This window comes from Flavobacterium sp. FlaQc-52, from assembly GCF_044007495.1.
GTDB lineage: Bacteria > Bacteroidota > Bacteroidia > Flavobacteriales > Flavobacteriaceae > Flavobacterium > Flavobacterium cupriresistens.
On record NZ_JBIPCV010000006.1, the window covers coordinates 211,902 to 231,724 of the forward strand.

The following is a 19,823-nucleotide window of genomic DNA, read 5'->3' on the forward strand; positions in this document are numbered from 1 at the left end:
TTTGATTTATTCCCTTATTTTAGGAATCAAATAAGTGTTTTTTTGCTTTTTTCATGACATCCGAATTGTACTAACACTATATAAAATTTGACTAAAAGGGATTAGTTCCAAGGCGTAGATTAAAAAGTAAAAGAGGGGGGTGTAGATTTTACTTTAAAATTGTAATGGTTTGTATGGCTGATAGTTATGTCTAAGTTAGAAAAAAGAAAGGGCATCAAAAAAGGGTATTTTTACCCTTTTTTCGTTTAATTTATTTTTTATAAAATATTGATTATCAGGTAATTAGTTGTAATTGCAAATTTCAGCTTTAATTTCTGCAAAAATAAAACCGTCGTATTTTATTACAAACCTTAAAAAATTATAGTATGAAAACTATAAAGTGTTCATTTTTAAGTCAGTAGTTATTCTTGAAATTATTGGACTTGTTATTTGTAGAAAATTTTAGGGCTATTTCGTGTAAGACTTAAAGAAATAAAGGGAAGTGATCTCCTTTGTTAGTTCCGGAAGTATCTCTTTCTTTTTTTGGAGTAGTTTATAAAATTATTCGAATACCATTTTATTTTTTACAGGCGGGAAATAGTATTGCTGTTTTAATTTTTTTAATGCACAATTAAGATATAAAACGGGTAATTATACTTAGTGTAATGTAGTCTATTTCTTCTACATTTGATTCCTTTAAAACATTTGAGAATCAAATAATGGATACTTTTTTGTTTTAAATAAAGGTGATAAAAGGAATTTTATAGAGGGATCAGGCATGTTTAAATAAAAGCGGATGTTCTAAAAATGTAAAAAACGATTTTATACTGCCATTTCGGTTTCCTGCGGATAAGAATCCGGTACTCATACCTATTTTTCAATTTAAACTTTTGTGTCCTTGTATTTTTATGAGGAAATACAAGTCCTGTTAGCTTTATTTTCAGGATATGTTTTTTTAGCGATCAGTTAAAAAAAATGGGCCGGATGAGGTTGATAGTTTACAGATTCTTATAAAAATGTAAAATATAAAAATAGAGAGGTCTTCAAAAAAGAAAAACGAAGAAATCCTTAACCGACAGACAAATACAACTTTTAATTTAGAATATAAAAAGATGAAAGCGAAGAAAGAATTTACAGTTGCAGATTATCTGCTCACTAGACTCAAACAATTAAATGTTACCGAAGTTTTTCAAATTCCGGGGGATTATGTAAAACATTTTACACAAGCCTTAGAAGATTTCAATGGAATCGAAACCATCGGAACTACTAACGAATTAGACGCTTCCTATGCGGCAGATGCTTACGCGCGTACCCGAGGTTTAGGTGCGGTGTCTTTGCAATACGGGGTTAGTACTTTTAGCGCCTTGAATGCGATTGCAGGCGCGTATGTAGAGCGTAGTCCCGTTGTTGTAATTAGCGCCACTCCCGGATCAGATGCCCGACAAATAGGAAGTATGTACAATGTGCTTTACCACCACTCAACAGGTAACCTCAACGCAGATCAGGAAGTGTACGAAAGGGTAACGGTTGCTGCCGAGACTTTAAGTACTTCGGTAGGTGCTCCCGAAAAAATCGATAAACTACTTATTGCAGCACTTACGTATCAACGTCCGGTGTACATAGCCTGTTATAAAGAGGTGTGGGGAGAACCATGTCCTAAACCACCGGCTAAAAAACTACAGGCCGAAATCATAAAGAGTGAACCAGCGGCACTTGATAATGCGGTTACTCAAGCCTGGACTCAAATTACGCAGGCAAAAAAGCCTATAATTTTGGCCGGTGTAGAGCTCTTGCGACATGATTTAACCAACCAGTTAGAAAAACTTATTAAAGAAAGTGGGATGTTGTACACTACAACGTCACTGGGAAAAACGGTGCTGGATGAGAAAGGAGATAAATTTATAGGAACTTATTCGGATCAGGCCTCGATACCCGAAGTGATTAGCCTTGTTGAAGGATCTGATTGTATACTGTCTTTAGGAACAATCATTACCGATGATTATTTATGGTTGGTAGAAAATAAATTTTCGGACATGATTCAGGCTACTACGCAGGAAATGCGAGTGGGTTATTTTACGTACAATGGCGTAACCTTAAAAGACTTTATTGAAGCTTTAACAGAACGTTTTAAACTAGCTGCTGCTTATCCTTTAAAAGTCGTGGCACCACCTCAACCAAAATTTCCGGAACCGTGGAGATCCAACTCCGATCCGAAATATGATGCAACACCTGAGGTAATAACCTTTAACCGCTTTTTTGAACATACCGTTTCCTTTTTAGAAAAGCAGAAAATGCTCGACAAAATTGTGATGACTTATGGTGTAAGTACGTCTATGTATGTGGCGACTAATATTTATGGTTTGTCTAAGAACGCTTATATCTCCTCGGCTGCGTGGCAGTGTATTGGTTTTGAAACCGGTGCAGCTTCCGGTGCTCAATTAGGGAGTGGTAAGCAAGCCTGGACTGTAGCGGGTGATGGTGGTTTTATGATGATCGCACAGTCGCTTTCGACTCTTGCGAGATACAATATCAATTCTGTAATTTTTGTAATGAGCAACGGAGTGTATGCGATAGAGCAGGTATATGTAGATATGGATGCCTTTAAACCGGGGCCGTCTCATAAGTTTGATGCATTTGATATTCTTCCAAAATGGGATTATCAGGCACTTGCTAAAGCATTTGGAGCAAACAGTTACCGCGCTGAAACGGTTACAGAATTAGACGAAGTGCTTCTTAAACTTAAGAAGAAAACAAATCTTCCGAGTTTAGTAGAAATCGTAATTCCGGAAAAAGATCTCGCCCGACAAATGAAAAGGCTGGGAGAGGAATAAAGACAATTACAAATCAAACGATTAACAACTATAAAACATACGACAATGACAAAAAAAACATACTCTATTTTTGGAGCAGGTGCAGCCGGGCTCTATACAGCCTGGAGGTTGCTGGACGGAACTTCCAAGCTTAAGAAAAACGAAAAAATGCTTGAAAAAGGCGATGTATTGGAACTTTATGATTGGGGAGAATACGATTTTTCTAAAAAAGATCCGGGGACCAGAGCACCGGGAGCACGTGTTTGTACCTGGCATTATAAAGATAATAAAGACAATTCGTATCTGGAATTGGGCGGTATGAGGTATTCGTACTGGAACGGTACTCCAATGGGAGCCGGGCATCGTGTAGTTACTAAAACCATTGAAAAATTAGACTTAAAGAAAGATTCAATTCCCTTTAATGAGTCCGCTGATCCCTTAATGTCTTTGCGTGCTAAGAATATGTATGTCTCCGCTGTTAGTTCTAATCAGCCCGCTCCCTATGCGGCAAACAATTACGGTGAAGATGCTCCACCGGATGATGGATTTACAACGATACAATCGGTAGCGATTACACAAGATTCAGGGCCTACAACCCGAAGAGAATGGTGCAAATTTTATGATGAAGGAAGAATCAATATCGAAATGCCGGAAAGTTCGATCTTTAAAAAAGGAGATTTACTAAAAGAAATTGGCTATTGGAATCTGGGTTATGATATGCTTGGACAAGAAGGTTTCGGTTATTTGTCCGATGGTAATGGTTATAGTTCAAACGTAGTAAACAGTAATAGTGCCCAGTCGTTTAATGTCAATGATGAGTTTACACCCGGTACAGAATACAAAACTTTAATAAAAGGATATTCCAGCTTATTTGATGCCTTATTTAATGAAGTTGAAAAATTAGCTAAAAAGAAAGGAATTACACTGAGTTATTTTCCAAATACCAGACTGCGTTCTATTTTGCACGATAAGTCCAAAGCACATTTTACAACAGCAACACGCAAGGCTCCGGATAAACTTGCAGAAAGTAAAATATGTGATGCTGCGTTTCTTGCTATGCCAAGAGCGGCGATAGAATTAGTAGCTCAGGCCAGCAGATATATCGACAAAGAAGGTTTGGATGTATTAAATCATGAAAAAGTGCAGCTGTACTTAGAATCCGTAATTATGGAGCCTTCGTACAAAGTAGGGATGTTTTTCAAAACACCATGGTGGAGAGAAACTCCGGAAGGTGGCCCAACTTATCCGGCTAAGCTAACGAGTTACTTCTTAACGGATGAAGGAATAGCAAAATTAAAACAAGAGAAGTTCCCTGCTGAATACCTTAAAAAAATAGCAGAAGCTAAAAGTCCCGAGATTATAGGTAATCCGTTTAACGATAAAGCCAGTTTTGTAGCTGCGGTAGAAAATGCCATTCAAGAGCGTTTAACCTATAAACAGGAAGGTCAAATCTCAGCAGTAGCCGAGTTAGATACCATCGGTCCAAGTATTACCGATATGCCGATCCGACAAGTGGTCTATTTTGGGGATAATGCCTTAAAAGAAAAAGGAGAAAAAGTATATGGTATTTTGGCTAGTTATGATGATATTCTATATACAACATTTTGGAAAGCTTTAGAACTTGGGCCAAAAGCAACACGCGAAATTCCGGAGTCCAGAGACCTTCAACCGCTTATAGGACCAAGAACAGCCACACCGGTAATGGTAAAAATGCTTCGCTCACAGCTGGCATCCTTACATTTTGGTCCACAAACCGATTATTCTGCGGTACCGGAACCTTTAGAAACAAAATACATGGACTGGTCGCTGCCTCCTTTTAACGCAGGTTATCATGCCTACAAATCGCATTATGATTTGGGCGATGTGCAAAGAAAGATCAGAAAGCCATCACAGCTTATTCCAAAAACCGATTGTGATATTTTTATCGTTGGCGAAACCTATTCAAATGATCAAGCCTGGGTAGAAGGTGCTTTTTGTACAGCCGAGTCTGTTCTGAATGACTTTTTCGGTATCGAGCCAATTATAAGTGAAGTACACTATCCCTTTATTTGTCCGGAATAATTTACCCGGACAAAATTGTTGAAAGTGTTATCGAAACTTTGAAGGAGATTAAAAAAAGAAAGCCTTCTTCTTTCAAAGATAAAGCAACCAATTTTACATATGAAAAACCAGTAAGGGAAACTTTACTGGTTTTATTTATTATTACGAATTTTAAATAGCGGTGGGAGTTTGTGAATGAGCGATATTTTGGGAGCCACTCGTTAAAAAACAACTTTTTTTCGCTGAATATGCTGCCATTCGGGTAAACTCATTTAATCCGCAATGCTCTAAATACTTACAAAGAAATAGCGTAGAAGCATTTCATTAGCAGACTGTTTTTTTGTTCTAAATTAATCCAATGTTTTTTAGTAAGGATTATTCTTTATATTTATTGAAATTTAAACTATGGATCTAACTAAAAAAAACAGGTTTTTACTTTTTATTATCTTTCTAACAATTTGTATTAATTGTTATAGTCAGTCTGCACAAAAAGAAACAAAATTGGACAGTTTATTTCTGAAAGCAAATAAATCAAAAGAATTCAACGGAAACGTTTTAATTGCTAAAAACGGGAAAACAATATACGAAAAAGCTTTTGGACAAGCTGACGCAAGCGGAGCAATTCAATTAAATAAAAAATATCGTTTTCATATAGGTTCAATTGCAAAAGAATTTAATGCTGTTGGAATTATGATGCTCAAAGAACAAGGAAAGTTAAAACTTGACGATACGATATCAAAATTTCTTCCTGAACTTCCTTCTTGGGCGAACAAAATTAAAATCATTCACTTGCTTCAATATACAAGTGGCCTTCCACAAATAAAATGGAATGAAGTCAATAACGATTCTGACAACATGGAAGAATTAAAAAGGACAAAATCCCTTGATTTTGAACCGGGAACAAAATATGATTATAATAACAATAATGTGTTTTTACAACGTAGAATCATAGAAAGAATCACTAAAATGTCTTTCAATTCTTTTGTGCAAAAAAAGATATTTCCGCCAATCGGAATAAAAAATGGAGTCGTAGATCCTGGTGAAGGAGAAAAACTTTTTGCAAAGTCTTTTAATAATAGCGGAAAACAAGATGTTCTTAAATATAATATCTCGGGTTGGACAGCATTAAATCTGGAAGATTTTTACAAATGGTCTGAAGCTATTAATTCATTTAAACTAATCACACCCCAATCAACAATTGAACTTTTAAAACCTTTTTCCACTGGGAATCAAACAGGTCTTGGAGAAGGAAGTATTCAACAAAACCAAGTGATAAACCATATACATGATGGGAGTGCTTTCAATTATCAAGCTCTGTTAGTCAGTAATCCTGGATTAACAATTATTTTAGTATCAAATAACAAACAAAATACTTTAGAGGAAATCAGTACTTCGATACAAGTTTTACTTGAAAAGAATTGATAGGGTTTATATTTTTAAATGTAGCTAATCCAAAAAAGAGCCCTTTATGGAAAAACATAATTGTATTTTCTTAGTGAAAAAGGATTTGGATTCCATTAGCGAAGATTTACAATCCGTGCAAAGAGAATCATAAACGTGTATAAACAAAAAAAGCCTCAGATTTCTTTTGAGGCTTTACTTTTATCGAATATATTGTTAATCATCTTTTTTAAACTACGCAAAATTTTATTACTCTGTTTTTATTATACGAATGATAGAGAGATCATCAGTAGGAACTAAGCCATAGTTATGTTCTAATTTCTTTAGTTTTAAATGAAGCATTTCACCTTTACCTTGATCTGTGTTTTCAATTGTTAAAAAATCTATAGTATCAATAACTTCCTCTGATTTGGCAGGTTTTAATTTTTCAAAGGTAAATATTCCGTCTGTTGCAATAGATATGTCATGTACTTTGTTAAATTTTATTTTTTGTTCCAGAGAATCATATAATTTTTCAAAATCTTCCGATAGGTGAAAGCCTAAATAGTCTGGTTTATTGTCTTGGTCAAATTCGTATTTTTTCCCGTTTACAATTGCAAATCCATCGCCGATAGCAAGAATGACTCCTTCCTCACTTTTTTTATTAATCAACATTATTAGCATTGTTGTCAATAATTCTTTGGTGTCCAGCATTAATGCATTTTTTATATTTTTAAGTTCGACTAGTAAATTCTTTAAAATTGACTTTAAACTTTCGTCAATATCGTCTAAACTTTCAGGATCTACAAAGTCTTTATAGCCTTTTTCTATGCAGATTTTTTTTAATATCTTTCCAACTAAGGTAGATGCAAAGTGACTTTCCAATGCTGTTGTACAGCCGTCCATAACAGCACATAAAATCATATTTTTGCCATATTCATTTATATATAGATGGTCTTCACAGTTATTTTGGTGGTAATCTCCGATTCTTATTGTGGAATATATGTTCATTTTTTTTCTAGTTTTTTATACAGAAATGAATAAAATCTATTTTTGGGTTTGTAAAAGGTTGGAATTTGGAATTTAAAAATATTGGAATTTCTGCTATAAGTACGACCAAAAGAAAAAAAGTCCCAGATTTCTCTAAAACTTTACTTTAGCGGTGAGAATAGGACTTGAACTTATGTTCGCGGCGACGACTTTGAGCCCTACGGATTCTAATTTAGAAATTTTCCAGTTCCAGATTTTAAATAGTTTTTTATTTTGACAGTTTCTATTGTTGAATAGAAAAAGGGTCTGTAAAAGGGATCAAGTCAGAAAGTTGTGGGAAGTAAAATCTCGCAGAGTCGCAAAATCGCAAAGTTTTAATGAAAAAACAGAAAAAACTTTGAGACTCTATAATATTTTTAGAAACCCAAAGCGAGAAAGTAGAAAACAGAAAGGTGATCTTAAAAATAGGAAAAAAACTTAGCGACTTGGAGTCTTTGCGAGATCGTCAAAGCGAGAAGTTAGAAAATTAGGTACTTAAAAAGCTCGGTCAAAAAGTATATGATCTGCTACTTCTAACAAAAGAAATTTCTAAAAATTATTTCACAACTTTTCAACTTGACTCGGAATTACAGAACTACAAGATATTTGTTCCTCTACAACAATATGTCTTGATCCTGTAAAAGGTTGGAATTTGGAATTTAAAAATATTGGAATTTCCCCTATTAGTTATGAGCAAAAAAAAAGCATCAGATTTCTCTGAAGCTTTACTTTAGTAGCGGGAACAGGACTCGAACCTGTGACCTTCGGGTTATGAGCCCGACGAGCTGCCTACTGCTCTATCCCGCGTTGTTTCGGGTGCAAAGATACACACTAAATACAGTTTAGCAAAGGAATTAGTGCTTTTTTTTTGTTTTTATTTAATAGAATCTGATAATTTACTAGCCTTTAGTGGTTTATAAGAGTAGATTTTTGGTAGTTATTTGGGTTTTACTTACTATAATCTTTCTCTTCTTTGATTTCCTGTTCAATTCTTTTGTTAATGTTGACTTTAGCGCCAGTAAATACAAAGATAGTTGTCCCATATTCACGAGCATATAGATTGGTGATTTCGCCCGCAATCTGAGAAGTTTCAAAATACGGACTGGTTTCTTTAAATTCGTTGTTCTCTTCTTTGTATTCTTTCACTCTGATGAGGTTTTTATACCGGATGTCAAGATTAAACCAATTAACATAATCGGCACTAAACGAAACCGCTTTGATTCCTTTTTTGGAGTAGTAATTAATAGCTCCGGCCTGTCCATAATTATCACAAAGGACCAGCGTTTCTTTCTGGTTTGCTAAAGTAGCATACACGGAATCGGTTTTGTGGGCAAGTTCTTTCCAGCCTAACATATCGGCAAAATCTTGTGGTAGTGCATGATCTTTTCCATCTTCCCAACGCAGCATCCCCATTTTTTTGCGTTTTTCTGAATGTTTTACGATGTATTCCGGACTCTTATTTGGAAAAGCTAAATTGTACATCGGTATAAAAAATAACAGGGGGATCAGAATAAATACAGGTTGCAAGTAACGTTTCCAACCTGATTTCAGAATATCAGAAAGGAAAACAGCGCCAAAAGCAATATAAATGGGATAGAGGCCAATGGCATAATAGGCTTTTGCTTTGAAATATAAAAAGACGAGTAATGTGAAGAGTATTGTAGTAAAAAAGAATTGGTATTTCGAGAAAGGTTTATGGAATAGCAGGGCATATAAAGCGAAAAGAATAACTGGAAAAGCTCCGATAAAAAACAATAATTGTTCTTTCAAAAAACCAATGCGATCTACATTAACCAATTGTGTTTCGGCTAATTCTTTCATATGGTGGATAATAGGAAACTGATTGTTGTATTGCCATAAAAGATTGGGCAGAATCAATAACAAGCCAAGAACTAGGGCAAAATAAAGTTTTTTCTTTGTCAGAATCCGTCTTTGACCGGAAAGCAAAAGAGCAGGCAAGAAGCCGATAAGCAGGAAGAGAATGTTGTATTTGTTTAAAAAACCAAAAGCAAATACAACAGCGGCAATATAAAACCATTTTGTGTTTTCGGTGGTGATGTATTGAATTATGACATAATAAAAAGCGGTCCAACACAATACGTCTAAAGAATTGGGTTGGTACAACATATTGATTCGCAGCAAGGAGGAAAATACGATACAGGTTGCTCCTAGAACCAAAGCATAAAGGTTGCCTTTTAGAGCTTCTATAGTTTTCCAGACTACGATTAGCGTTAAAACACCAAAGAGAGCAGGAAAAAACTTAATCCAGAAAACGCCATTTCCGAGTGAAAATATAATATAAGAAATCCACGAAGTGACAGGCGGAACCGATAAATAGCCCCAAGCCAAATGATGTGCCTGATCGAGATGGAGATATTCGTCACGCTGTAAATCATACTCGGGACTCAGTAAAACGAACTGTAAAGCAAATTTTAGAATGATAAACCCAATTAAAATGATTGTTTTTTTAGTCATAGGAAATTTGGTTTGTTGGGTAAGAGGTTTTAAATCAGTGTTTAAAAGGCTTAGCTAAGATATTAAGTTTAATTTGAAATTGAAATTTTTATTAATGTATAAAAAATTGAAAATTAACTTTCCTGTACTATGTTTATGGATAGCTAAAAAAAAAGGAAAGAAAAACCATTTTCTATTTGAATGTTTGAAACCAATTTAGGTATTTTGCCAACTCAAGCGAATGCATTGTTAGGTTTAACTCATTAAAATAAAATGGAGAAAAAGAAAAATTGGCTTAAAAGAATCGTTCTAAATCTGTTTGATTTTATTTTTGCGTTGATAGATAAATAAGGAGTTTTCTCAAACGGATTGCTGTGAAATATTGGTGTCATCAAACACGAAAGAAGAAAAAGGGACGAGTAAATTTATTTGCAATAGACTATTTTCCTATCCTTTTTTAGTAAAGTTATAGTAGTAAGCGCTATAACTTGTTCGATAAAATATTACAGTACTATTTTAAACATCATAAGGATTGAATAAACCTAAAAAGAAATGAGCCCGATACAATATCGAGCTCATCAATTTTAATAGTAGGATTTTGTTCAAATTATTTCTTTTCGTACTTTTTTACCTTTTGATTGATTTTACCAAATATAGAAGCACCGGCTGCGTTCTTCATTTCGATTTCAATCTGGTCTCCAAATTTCATAAAAGGAGTAGAAGGTTTTCCGTCTTTTATGGTTTCCAAACATCTGATTTCGGCAATACAGCTGGAACCTGTTGGACTTCCCTGGTTGGCTACTGTACCGGAACCAATAACAGTACCAGCCATTAATGAACGGGTTTTTGCAGCGTGAGCGATTAATTCACCAAAATTAAAGGTCATATCAATACCCGCATTTGGAGTTCCAAGAACTTCTCCGTTTAATGCAGATATTAAGGGTAAATGTAATTTTCCATCGACAAATTCATTTTTCAATTCATCAACCGAAACGATCACCGGAGCAAAAGAAGTCCAAGGCTTAGATTGATAGAATCCAAATTGTTTCGAAAGTTCGTTTGGAATTAGATTTCTCAGTGAAACATCGTTTATAATAGTGACGAATTTAATGTGATTTAGTGCATCTTCAGCACTTACTCCAGCCGGAACGTCATCTGTGATTACCGCTACTTCTGATTCAAAATCGATTCCCCATTCTTCATTTTCAATTTCTATATCATCATGAGCTCCAATAAAAGCATCAGAAGCACCCATATACATTAGAGGATCTGTCCAAAAAGACTCAGGAAGTTCTGCGTTTCTTGCTTTTCTAACAAGTTCAACATGGGTAACATAAGCGCTCCCGTCTGCCCAATGGTAAGCTCTTGGAATTGGCGCTAAAACACGTACAGTTGTAAAATCAAAAGTTCCCGTTGGAAGTGTACCTGAGTTTAATTGCTCGTAAATATTTTGAAGTTTAGTTTCGTTGTCTGCCCAATTATCGATTGCAAGTTGCATGGTTGAGGCAATTTCAGGAACGCGGATGGCTTTTGTTAATTCTTTATTTACAACAACTAATTCTCCGTCTCTTGTATTATTATCTATTGATGCTAGTTTCATTATATTGTTTATTTAATTTTTATGTTAACTTTAAAAGTAACTAGTTGATTATTAATGGTTTTTAGTTTTCGAAATCGTTTTCTTTATGTTGAACGAATATATAAAATAATAACGGTACAAAAAACTACTCTTCGTAGAGGTTCTGGCGGTTATTTGTAAAGCGTTTCATAGCTATTGTCTTGCACTGTTTGAGTAACCGGTTACAAGTTGGATCGTATTTTGTTTAAAATTTACTAATTTACAGGTTCTGTTATTTTATCAATAATAATGTATATTTCTTTGAAGTTTTTTTGGTTTTTGCTTTATTTTTGTTTTCTGTTAGATTGTTTTTTAATGGATTATAACCTTAAAAAAAATAGTTGTACCCGAAGTAATAGCAGTAATTTTTTTCCGTTTAATACCACAATGAAATTATATCTTTCACTTTTACTTATTTTTGTGTCTCCCTTTTTTTGTGCAGCACAAATTGACACGACGTACATAAAACCCTTCGAGAATAAATTTTCTGTGTCGTCTTATTTAGCTCTGAAATTCCTTTCACTGGAACAAGAGACAAACGGGGAAACTAAAAAATTCATGCCAAACACTCCTATGAGTTTAGGTCTGGGAGTTACGGTAAACAATACTATAATCAATTTTAGTTATGGCTATGGTTTGGGTTTTATGAGAGATGACAAAAAAGGAAGAACAAAAGCCTTTGATTTTCAGCTTCACAACTACGGGCGTAAGTTCACAGTTGATCTTTTCATTCAAAAATACCGCGGATTTTATACGGCAGACAACTCCAATAAAAACATACAGCTGTATCCCGATTTAAAGATTCAGCAGTATGGTGCTTTTGGACAGTATATTTTTAACAATAAAAAGTTCTCTTATAAAGCGGCCTTTAATCAAAATGAAAGACAGTTAAAATCTGCCGGGAGTTGGTTATTGGGTGGAGGGGTGTATTTTACAAAAATAGACTCGGATAGTTCTTTTGTGCACAAGTCTAAAAATTCATTGCGAAACTTTCAATTTGGTGTAAGCGGAGGATATGCTTATACCTGGGCAATTAGTAAAAGATGGTTTACTAGTGGATCGATAACAGCGGGTGTTAACTTTGGCACCGAAAGAATAAATGATTTTGGCAAAAAAAAGATAGAGATTTATCCAACCTTTTTTCCCAGAATTTCTGGAGGATACAATAAAGAAAAATGGTCTCTCGGACTGTCCTATATCAATAACCTTATATTTTCTTCTTTCTCACAGGACAGTGATGGTACTAATAATGGTAATAGTACAGGTTTGGCTTCAGGGAACTTTCAAATTGCTTATATATGGAGATTGGGGATTTAGGAGAGGAATTATAGAGTAAAGAATATAGAGTAAAGAATATAGAGCAAAGAATATAGAGCAAAGAATATAGAGCAAAGAATAAAGAATTAAATCAGTTTAATCCATTTAATCTGTGGCAAAATATGAAAAAGACATTGATTTTGTTGCTGATACCTTAAAATTTGAATTAGTACTTTGAGGCAAAAAAAAATCAGATTTTCTGTTTTTAGTGAGTCTGGGGTCTCAATGTGTAAGTCGTCAGGTTTTTTATATTTTGATGTTTGTTGTTGTACGATTCATTTTCAAAAACAAAGTCTAGCTTTTCTAATATCGCAACAGAATTGTTATTATCAGATGATGGGAAAGCGGTTATAAGGTTGGCTTTAATGGTACCAAAAGTATATTCAATTACTGCTTTCAAGGCTTCCGTCATAAAACCTTTGCCTTGAAATTCAGGTAACATTTCGTAGCCGATCTCTACAATTTCATTTTCGAGATCAAAATTCCAGCAACAAACACTGCCGATAAATGTATTGTTGTCTTTTGAAGCAATTACCCAATATATACATTCATTTTTCTGAACTAAAGTACGCATTCGTAACACATAGGCTTTTGCACTTTCAAGAGTAGAAGTAATGTTTCTGCCTACAAATGCATTGACAACAAGATCTGATTGCAGTTTGTGAATTGCCTCGGCATCTTGTTCTGATATCGCTCTTAAACGTAATCTTTCGGTTGTTAGATCAGGGAAATTTGTAAAATCTATATTCATATTTTGGTTGCTTAAATAGTTTATCAAAAATAGTTGTAATTAGAAAGAAATGTATCACACTTTAGGATTTTTTCTTAAACAGTTTCTGTTATTTTCAACAATTTTCACAGTTTCAGAAATAGAAAAGCAGACTTATCTGACTGGATTTATACGTTCCTGTTTCTTCAGTTATTTAGGTCTAATTTTCAACTCGCGGTAATTAATTCAAGTTACTAGTTCTGTTATCCCTAAAATGAAACAAAATATACTGCGCTTCTTTCGGCTAAAGCCAATTAGACACCTCTCAATAATTCACCTCCAGCTAAAGCAGGAGGCTATTCAAATAGTAACAGATTCAAAAAAAAATAACTAGTAACTTGAATTAATTAGGTGATAAGTTAAACATCGAAACTGTTGTGTACTTTTTCTTCACTTCCGTAATAAACACTGAATTAAATTTGTATTTTTGATAGTATCATTTGATACTATCAAAATATGAAACCTCCCTACGAAATAACGTCATTAATGTTAAAATATGTTTCTTCAATTTCTGAAAAAATTGGAGAAGCAAATGTCCGATATTTAATCAAAACCAATCCAAGCTTACGAAAGCAAAATCAAATAAAAACGATATATTCTTCTTTAAGTATTGAAGGGAATACACTATCTGAAGAGCAAATCACAGCAATAGTAGAAAACAAAAGGGTTGTTGGGCCACAGAAAGATATAATAGAAGTTTTGAATGCTTTAGAAGTTTATAAAAATTTGAATCTTCTTAAACATTATTCTGAGAAAGATTTTCTAAAAGCGCATAAAATGCTAATGAAAGATCTTATTGAAAATTCCGGAAAATATAGAACAAAAAGCGTTGGAATTGTAAAAGGATCAAAAGTGGAACATATTGCACCACCCTATGAAAATGTTCCGTTTTTAATGAAAGATTTGTTTCAATATTTAAAAGATAAATCTGAAATAGCACTAATTAAAAGTTGTGTTTTTCATTATGAGATGGAATTTATCCACCCATTTATGGACGGAAATGGGAGAATGGGAAGATTGTGGCAGACTTTAATTTTAAAAGAAGAATACCCTGTTTTTGGATTCTTGCCTTTTGAAACATTAATTTCGAAAAACCAAATTGCCTATTATGATTCATTGTCAGCTTCAGACAAGGAAGGGAAGTCGACAAAATTCGTCGAGTACATGCTGCATATTATAGATCAATCTTTGAGTGAACTTCTGGAAAATTCGACAAAAAGACTTTCTGATGAAAATAGAATTCAAGTTTTTCTTGAAAATTTCACAGGAGAGTTTACAAGAAAAGAGTACTTGAACTATTTTAAGGATTTATCGTCTGCAACAGCCAGCAGAGATTTGAAAAAAGCGGTTGAACAGGGAATCATCATTAAACAGGGTGATAAAAAAACAACCGTATACAGTAGAGATTAACGCGATACTTATAGGATTGGGAAGATTAGAAACAAAGTATTTTCTGTCGCTTATAAAGGGATAATTGTATTCTGTTTTCTGTTTTGTTAAAGCCTTCTTGTGTATTGTCTGACTAATTCAGGAATAAAATTTTCAATAAATCCATTGTAGTCGGAATTGAAAATTATTGGTTATACCCGTAATTCCGTCTTTATCTAAATTACCTATGCCATAAACCATTCCGGCTTTCCAGTATTGCGTTGCCCACCAATTTAATCCTAAATCATAGCGATTGTTTGTTCCGCCATGGACTTCTTTTGTTTCTAAGTCATTTTGCCCAACCCTTGTGAAAATTTCCCATGCACCATATTTCCCTGTTGGTTTGATTCTTCGGGCATAGGTTGCCTTTTGGTCGTAGGGTCTTTGTTCTCCGCTTACAACATAACTGGCAGTTACATAATAACCACTAAATTGTTCCGTGCCAAAGTCTTTTGTTGCCGTCCAGTTATGTGCGTATTCCATTAGTACCGAAAAATTGTCTAAGCTCCAAAGTTGTTCTAAGCTCATATTCCATTGGTGAGAAGCATTTAGATTTCCGGTGTCAACATAATTGGATGATATATTGGACTCATTTTTTCCTTTCAAACGAATAACATCATTTTTAGCATCAACGTAACGCACACCGACTCCAATGTGTATGAACTCTTTTCCATTGTTATTCCATATTGGGAGTCCGGTGATTCTGGTGGTAAAAGTGTTGTTTGAATTTGAAAAACTTTTATCATTGCCTATAAAATCTTTAAAAACACCACCAGCAACAGCTAATCTGTTGTTCATAAAAAAATGATGATAAATGGCTCCGATATTCCGACTGTTAAAAAACGGATTAAGCAATCGTTCAAAATGAGGGAGATTAGCAGCATCTCCGACCATTTCGTACACAAAGGTTTCTTTTATTTTTCCAACGGTAATATCACTGTTTTCAGATAATGGGATTACAAATTTCAAATCCGTAATTCCAAAATTCGGATCGTCTTCAGCTCTGTCGAATCCTTTGTATTCGACACTTATTAAGTATTTCCAGGGGTTCTTGAAATTGATTTTCCCGCTGAGCATTACTCTTGCACTTCTAATATCAAATCTCTTTTCCTGAGTACCTACCTGATTTTTACTATCCTGATCTTGAAAACTGGTATTGTAATCCAAAATAGGAGCAAATCCCAGTTTGGTAGAAAACCATTTGTTATGCGATCTGGACCACCTCATTCCTTTATGAGTGGCATCAGGAATAAAGTAAGTTCGGGTAGTATCGGCTAAAATCTGAGTCTGCGAATCATCAACTAAATCAGTATGCTGAGCAAAAATTTTAGGACTTAGAAAAAAGAAAAATAAGAAAATTGAGATTTTTAAAATGCAGTTTTTCACCATTGTTTTCAAATTTTAAATTGCTGGTTTGTTACTGGTTTATTTTTATTTCAAGAAAAAAGAACTTTAAATTTTCTACTTTTTAGCTTTGAATTTTCGACAAACACTAATGCCAATTAAAAAACTATCATAAGCATTCCACCTGAAGTCGTAACAGGCAGAAAGTCCAAGTTCCCATTTAGGACTTATTTCTGTGCCCCATTCATACCCAATCCGGTTTAAGAATAGATTTTCTTCTTTGGCAAATTCAGCCCCTACGCCAAAAAGAAAGCTACTGTGTTTCGTGGCCTTATAAATGCCGACCGCTGCAGGTGCTATTGGAGAGCTTCGTTCCAAGGTTTCTTCTTCGCTTGATAAGTTTGCTTTTACCTCAAAACTTTCTACAATTATATCGGTATGTAGACCAATTGCCCATTGGTCAGAAAGCCAGTAGTCATAATCTACAGACCATGCAGGTACCGAAAGCCATTTTGATCCGGAATCTTTTACGCCTTGTGCTATATTTACATGGCTAAGGCCTAACGAAACGCGATGGCTTCCTTTCTCACTTTGTTCGCTATTTTCTTCCTGTGCATGTACATATGAACTTAAGAGCAGGATGACAAGTAAAGCTGTTATTTTCATTTGCAGTTCTTTTTAGTTTTAAAAAATCGTTTTTTCTTTATTGTGTTTTCCATAAACAGGAGCTTCATTAATGGAATAATTTACGTCGTTTTTTTAGTAAAAAGGAGTGTTGTATTTATGATCTTCTTCTTGTGGCAAGAAATTTAAAAAATATAATAAAAGTAGTTGACCACTAGTGTTGTTTGGTTTTTTTTTTGCTGAAAAACATGTTTCATCTTATAACTTGCAACCAAATCGGAGTTAATTGAAGAGGTAGACTTAAATGAAATCAGGAAATTTGAAAGGATACCATATTTTAGGATGTTTGGTCTTTTCTTTATGAAGATTTTTTAGTTTTTATCAATTGAAAGAATTGTTATTGATTCATTTTTTTTCGAAAAAATTAATGATAGAAAGTAACTAATTTTTTCACTCATAAATGCATAAGATAACAGCATCTCTAAATTCAGAAACGTATAATAATTTAATTCTTATTAACTATGAAGACAATTCAAGATTCGATGCTCAAGCCCATTTTTTTACTGATTATGGTATGCTTTTTTGCTGTTCTCTCTCAAAAAGCACACGCACAATCAGATCCAAGAGAAGTTAGAAAAGAAAATTTTAAAGGAGTTATCAAACTCGATGTAAGAGATTCAAAAGCCGACTGGGCGCCATATACTCCAAAAAAGGCACCCGAAGGAGCACCGAATGTACTGTTTGTCTTATATGACGATACCGGTATGGCAGCATGGTCTCCCTACGGAGGGGCTATTAATATGCCGACCTTGCAAAAACTGGCAGATAATGGGTTGATTTATAGCCAATGGCACACAACAGCCTTATGTTCGCCAACAAGATCTACTTTATTGACAGGAAGAAACCATCACCTGACGGGTAATGCGGCTATTACAGAAACGGCTAACGGATTTCCGGGAGCTCATGGACGTATTCCGGAACAATGTGCTACAATTGGACAAGTTCTACAGGAAAATGGCTGGAGTACTTTCTGGATTGGAAAAGATCATAACGTACCGGAGCAAGATGTAGCTTCGGGAGCGAGTCGTAAACAATGGCCAACTCAGTTAGGTTTTGACCGTTATTATGGATTTTTAGGTGGAGAAACCAATCAATGGTATCCTGATTTAGTGGAAGATAATCATTTTACCGAAGCGCCTTACAGCCCGGAAGAAGGTTATCATTTATCTAAAGATTTAGCAGATAAATCAATTGAGTATATTAGAGATCAAAAAGCGACGAATCCTTCGAAACCATGGTTTTTATGGTACTGTCCGGGAGCCAATCACGCGCCACACCATGCTCCACAAGAGTATATTGATAAATACAAAGGTAAGTTTGATGACGGATATGAATCGTATCGTAAATGGGTTTTACCTCGTATGATCGCGAAAGGTATTTTACCAAAAGATACTAAATTAACGGATCTTAACTTTTTACCACCAAATATTGCCAATGAGGCCGATTATGTGCGCCCTTGGGATAAATTAAAACCGGAAGAGAAAAAATTATTCTCAAAATTAGCGGAAGTATATGCCGGTTTCTCTGAATATACAGATGCTCAGGTTGGTAGAGTAGTTGACTATCTGGAAAAAACAGGCCAGTTAGAAAACACAGTTGTAATTTATGCAGCCGATAATGGTGCTTCTGGTGAAGGGTCTCCAAACGGTTCTGTAAACGAAAATAAATTCTTTAACGGATATCCGGATGAATTGGCTGAAAATTTAAAATTACTGGACAAATTAGGTGGTCCAGATACGTACGAGCATTATCCGACAGGATGGGCAGCTGCATTTTCTACTCCATTTAAAATGTTTAAACGTTACAGCGAATACGCAGGAGGAACCGCTGATCCACTGGTAATATCATGGCCAAAAGGAATAAAAGCCAGAGGTGAAGTGCGTAATCAATACCACCATTCTACAGATATTGTTCCTACTATTTTAGATATCTGTGGTCTTGAAATGCCAAAGGTTCATAATGGGGTGGGGCAGTATCCACTTTCGGGAGTATCTATGAAATACAGTTTTGCAGCCAAACCGGATGATGCTACAGAAAAACACATTCAATATTACGCTATGTTAGGTTCTCGTGCCATCTGGAAAGACGGCTGGAAAGCAGTTGCGCTTCATGCACCATTAACCGGTAAAGGACATTTTGATAAAGACGAATGGGAATTGTACAATACCAATATTGACCGTTCTGAATCGACTAATTTAGCAAAGAAAAATCCGGATAAATTAAAAGAATTAATTGACGCCTGGTTCGATGAAGCAGATAAAAACTTAGTGTTGCCACTTGATGACAGAACTGCAATCGAAATTATTGGATTAGAAAGACCTTCTGAAGAAGCACCACGTGAAAAATACGTGTACTATCCAGGAACAGCTCCAGTACCGGAAGGGGTGGCTGTAAACGTAAGAGGAAGATCTTTTAAAATTGTTGGTGATGTAGAAATTAAGGATGCTAAGGCTTCAGGAGTAATTTTTGCACACGGTTCTCGTTTTGGTGGACATACCTTGTTTATAAAAGACGGTAAATTAAATTACGTATACAATTTCTTAGGAATTCAACCCGAACAAAAATTTGTTTCTTCGACTACACTTGCTCCGGGTAAATATACTTTAGGAATGGAGTTTATCAGAGAAAAAACAGGTGAACACGGAGAACAAATCGGTCAGATGAAATTATACATCAATGACAAAGAAGTTGCTTCAGGGCCAATGAAAACGCAACCCGGTAAATTTACACTTTCCGGAGACGGACTTTGTGTAGGTTTTGATAGCGGTGATGCCGTAAGTAAAGAGTACAAAACCCCTGGAACCCTCAAAGGAGGAACGATATTGGGTGTTGGTGTCTCTGTTGGAAAAGAACAATATCAGGATTTGCAAAAAGAAGCTGCAAGAGCACTTAAACGAGATTAAAAAAATAATATAATAAGAAAAATGAAAGCCCGATCAAATCTGATCGGGCTTTTATGATTTATTGGCCT

Annotated in this window: 12 protein-coding genes and 1 tRNA gene; 6 read left to right on the forward strand and 7 right to left on the reverse strand. The window is 34.9% G+C overall.

Annotated features, from left to right (window positions below; genetic code table 11):
• The first annotated feature begins 1,091 nt into the window (after positions 1–1,091).
• The 3 genes from ACHRV5_RS13055 (at position 1,092) to ACHRV5_RS13065 (ending at position 6,251) form a co-directional block, all read left to right on the forward strand.
• Positions 1,092–2,810, forward strand: a complete 1,719-nt coding sequence (locus ACHRV5_RS13055; RefSeq protein ID WP_395427038.1) for an alpha-keto acid decarboxylase family protein — start codon at positions 1,092–1,094, stop codon at positions 2,808–2,810.
• Between the two features lie 45 nt (positions 2,811–2,855).
• Positions 2,856–4,850, forward strand: a complete 1,995-nt coding sequence (locus ACHRV5_RS13060; protein WP_230004681.1) for a hypothetical protein — start codon at positions 2,856–2,858, stop codon at positions 4,848–4,850.
• A 480-nt stretch (positions 4,851–5,330) separates the two neighbouring features.
• Positions 5,331–6,251, forward strand: a complete 921-nt coding sequence (locus tag ACHRV5_RS13065) for a serine hydrolase domain-containing protein (RefSeq protein WP_395427039.1) — start codon at positions 5,331–5,333, stop codon at positions 6,249–6,251.
• A 228-nt stretch (positions 6,252–6,479) separates the two neighbouring features.
• Here ACHRV5_RS13065 and ACHRV5_RS13070 read toward each other — a convergent pair whose 3' ends face one another.
• The 4 genes from ACHRV5_RS13070 to ACHRV5_RS13085 all read right to left on the reverse strand — a co-directional run bounded on the left by ACHRV5_RS13070 (position 6,480) and on the right by ACHRV5_RS13085 (position 11,292).
• Positions 6,480–7,220, reverse strand: a complete 741-nt coding sequence (locus tag ACHRV5_RS13070; protein WP_395427040.1) for a protein phosphatase 2C domain-containing protein — start codon at positions 7,218–7,220, stop codon at positions 6,480–6,482.
• Positions 7,221–7,972: 752 nt separating this feature from the next.
• Positions 7,973–8,045, reverse strand: a tRNA-Met gene (locus ACHRV5_RS13075).
• Positions 8,046–8,186: 141 nt separating this feature from the next.
• On the reverse strand, positions 8,187–9,713 hold the full coding sequence (locus ACHRV5_RS13080) for a glycosyltransferase family 39 protein (protein ID WP_395427041.1): 1,527 nt from the start codon (positions 9,711–9,713) through the stop codon (positions 8,187–8,189).
• Positions 9,714–10,299: 586 nt separating this feature from the next.
• On the reverse strand, positions 10,300–11,292 hold the full coding sequence (locus ACHRV5_RS13085) for a fumarylacetoacetate hydrolase family protein (RefSeq protein ID WP_395427042.1): 993 nt from the start codon (positions 11,290–11,292) through the stop codon (positions 10,300–10,302).
• Between the two features lie 405 nt (positions 11,293–11,697).
• Here ACHRV5_RS13085 and ACHRV5_RS13090 point away from each other — a divergent pair, with 405 nt between their 5' ends.
• Positions 11,698–12,627, forward strand: coding sequence for a DUF4421 family protein (locus tag ACHRV5_RS13090; protein ID WP_395427043.1), 930 nt, complete (start codon positions 11,698–11,700; stop codon positions 12,625–12,627).
• 205 nt (positions 12,628–12,832) lie between these two features.
• On the opposite strand, the gene ACHRV5_RS13095 is transcribed toward ACHRV5_RS13090, so the two are convergent.
• Complete coding sequence (locus tag ACHRV5_RS13095) at positions 12,833–13,378, reverse strand: GNAT family N-acetyltransferase (RefSeq protein WP_395427044.1); 546 nt, start codon at positions 13,376–13,378, stop codon at positions 12,833–12,835.
• Between the two features lie 474 nt (positions 13,379–13,852).
• Between ACHRV5_RS13095 and ACHRV5_RS13100 the strand changes: the two genes are divergently transcribed.
• Positions 13,853–14,806, forward strand: a complete 954-nt coding sequence (locus ACHRV5_RS13100; protein WP_047779315.1) for a Fic family protein — start codon at positions 13,853–13,855, stop codon at positions 14,804–14,806.
• A 132-nt stretch (positions 14,807–14,938) separates the two neighbouring features.
• Here the strand turns inward: ACHRV5_RS13100 and ACHRV5_RS13105 are convergent, their stop codons facing one another.
• Together ACHRV5_RS13105 and ACHRV5_RS13110 are read right to left on the reverse strand one after the other, a co-directional pair.
• Positions 14,939–16,213: a porin gene (locus ACHRV5_RS13105; protein ID WP_395427045.1), complete on the reverse strand. Its 1,275-nt coding sequence runs from the start codon at positions 16,211–16,213 to the stop codon at positions 14,939–14,941.
• A gap of 72 nt (positions 16,214–16,285) precedes the next feature.
• Complete coding sequence (locus ACHRV5_RS13110) at positions 16,286–16,834, reverse strand: hypothetical protein (protein WP_395427046.1); 549 nt, start codon at positions 16,832–16,834, stop codon at positions 16,286–16,288.
• Positions 16,835–17,313: 479 nt separating this feature from the next.
• Here ACHRV5_RS13110 and ACHRV5_RS13115 point away from each other — a divergent pair, with 479 nt between their 5' ends.
• The gene (locus ACHRV5_RS13115; RefSeq protein WP_395427047.1) at positions 17,314–19,755 is read left to right on the forward strand and encodes an arylsulfatase; all 2,442 of its coding nucleotides are present in this window, start codon (positions 17,314–17,316) and stop codon (positions 19,753–19,755) included.
• The last annotated feature ends 68 nt before the right edge of the window (positions 19,756–19,823 follow it).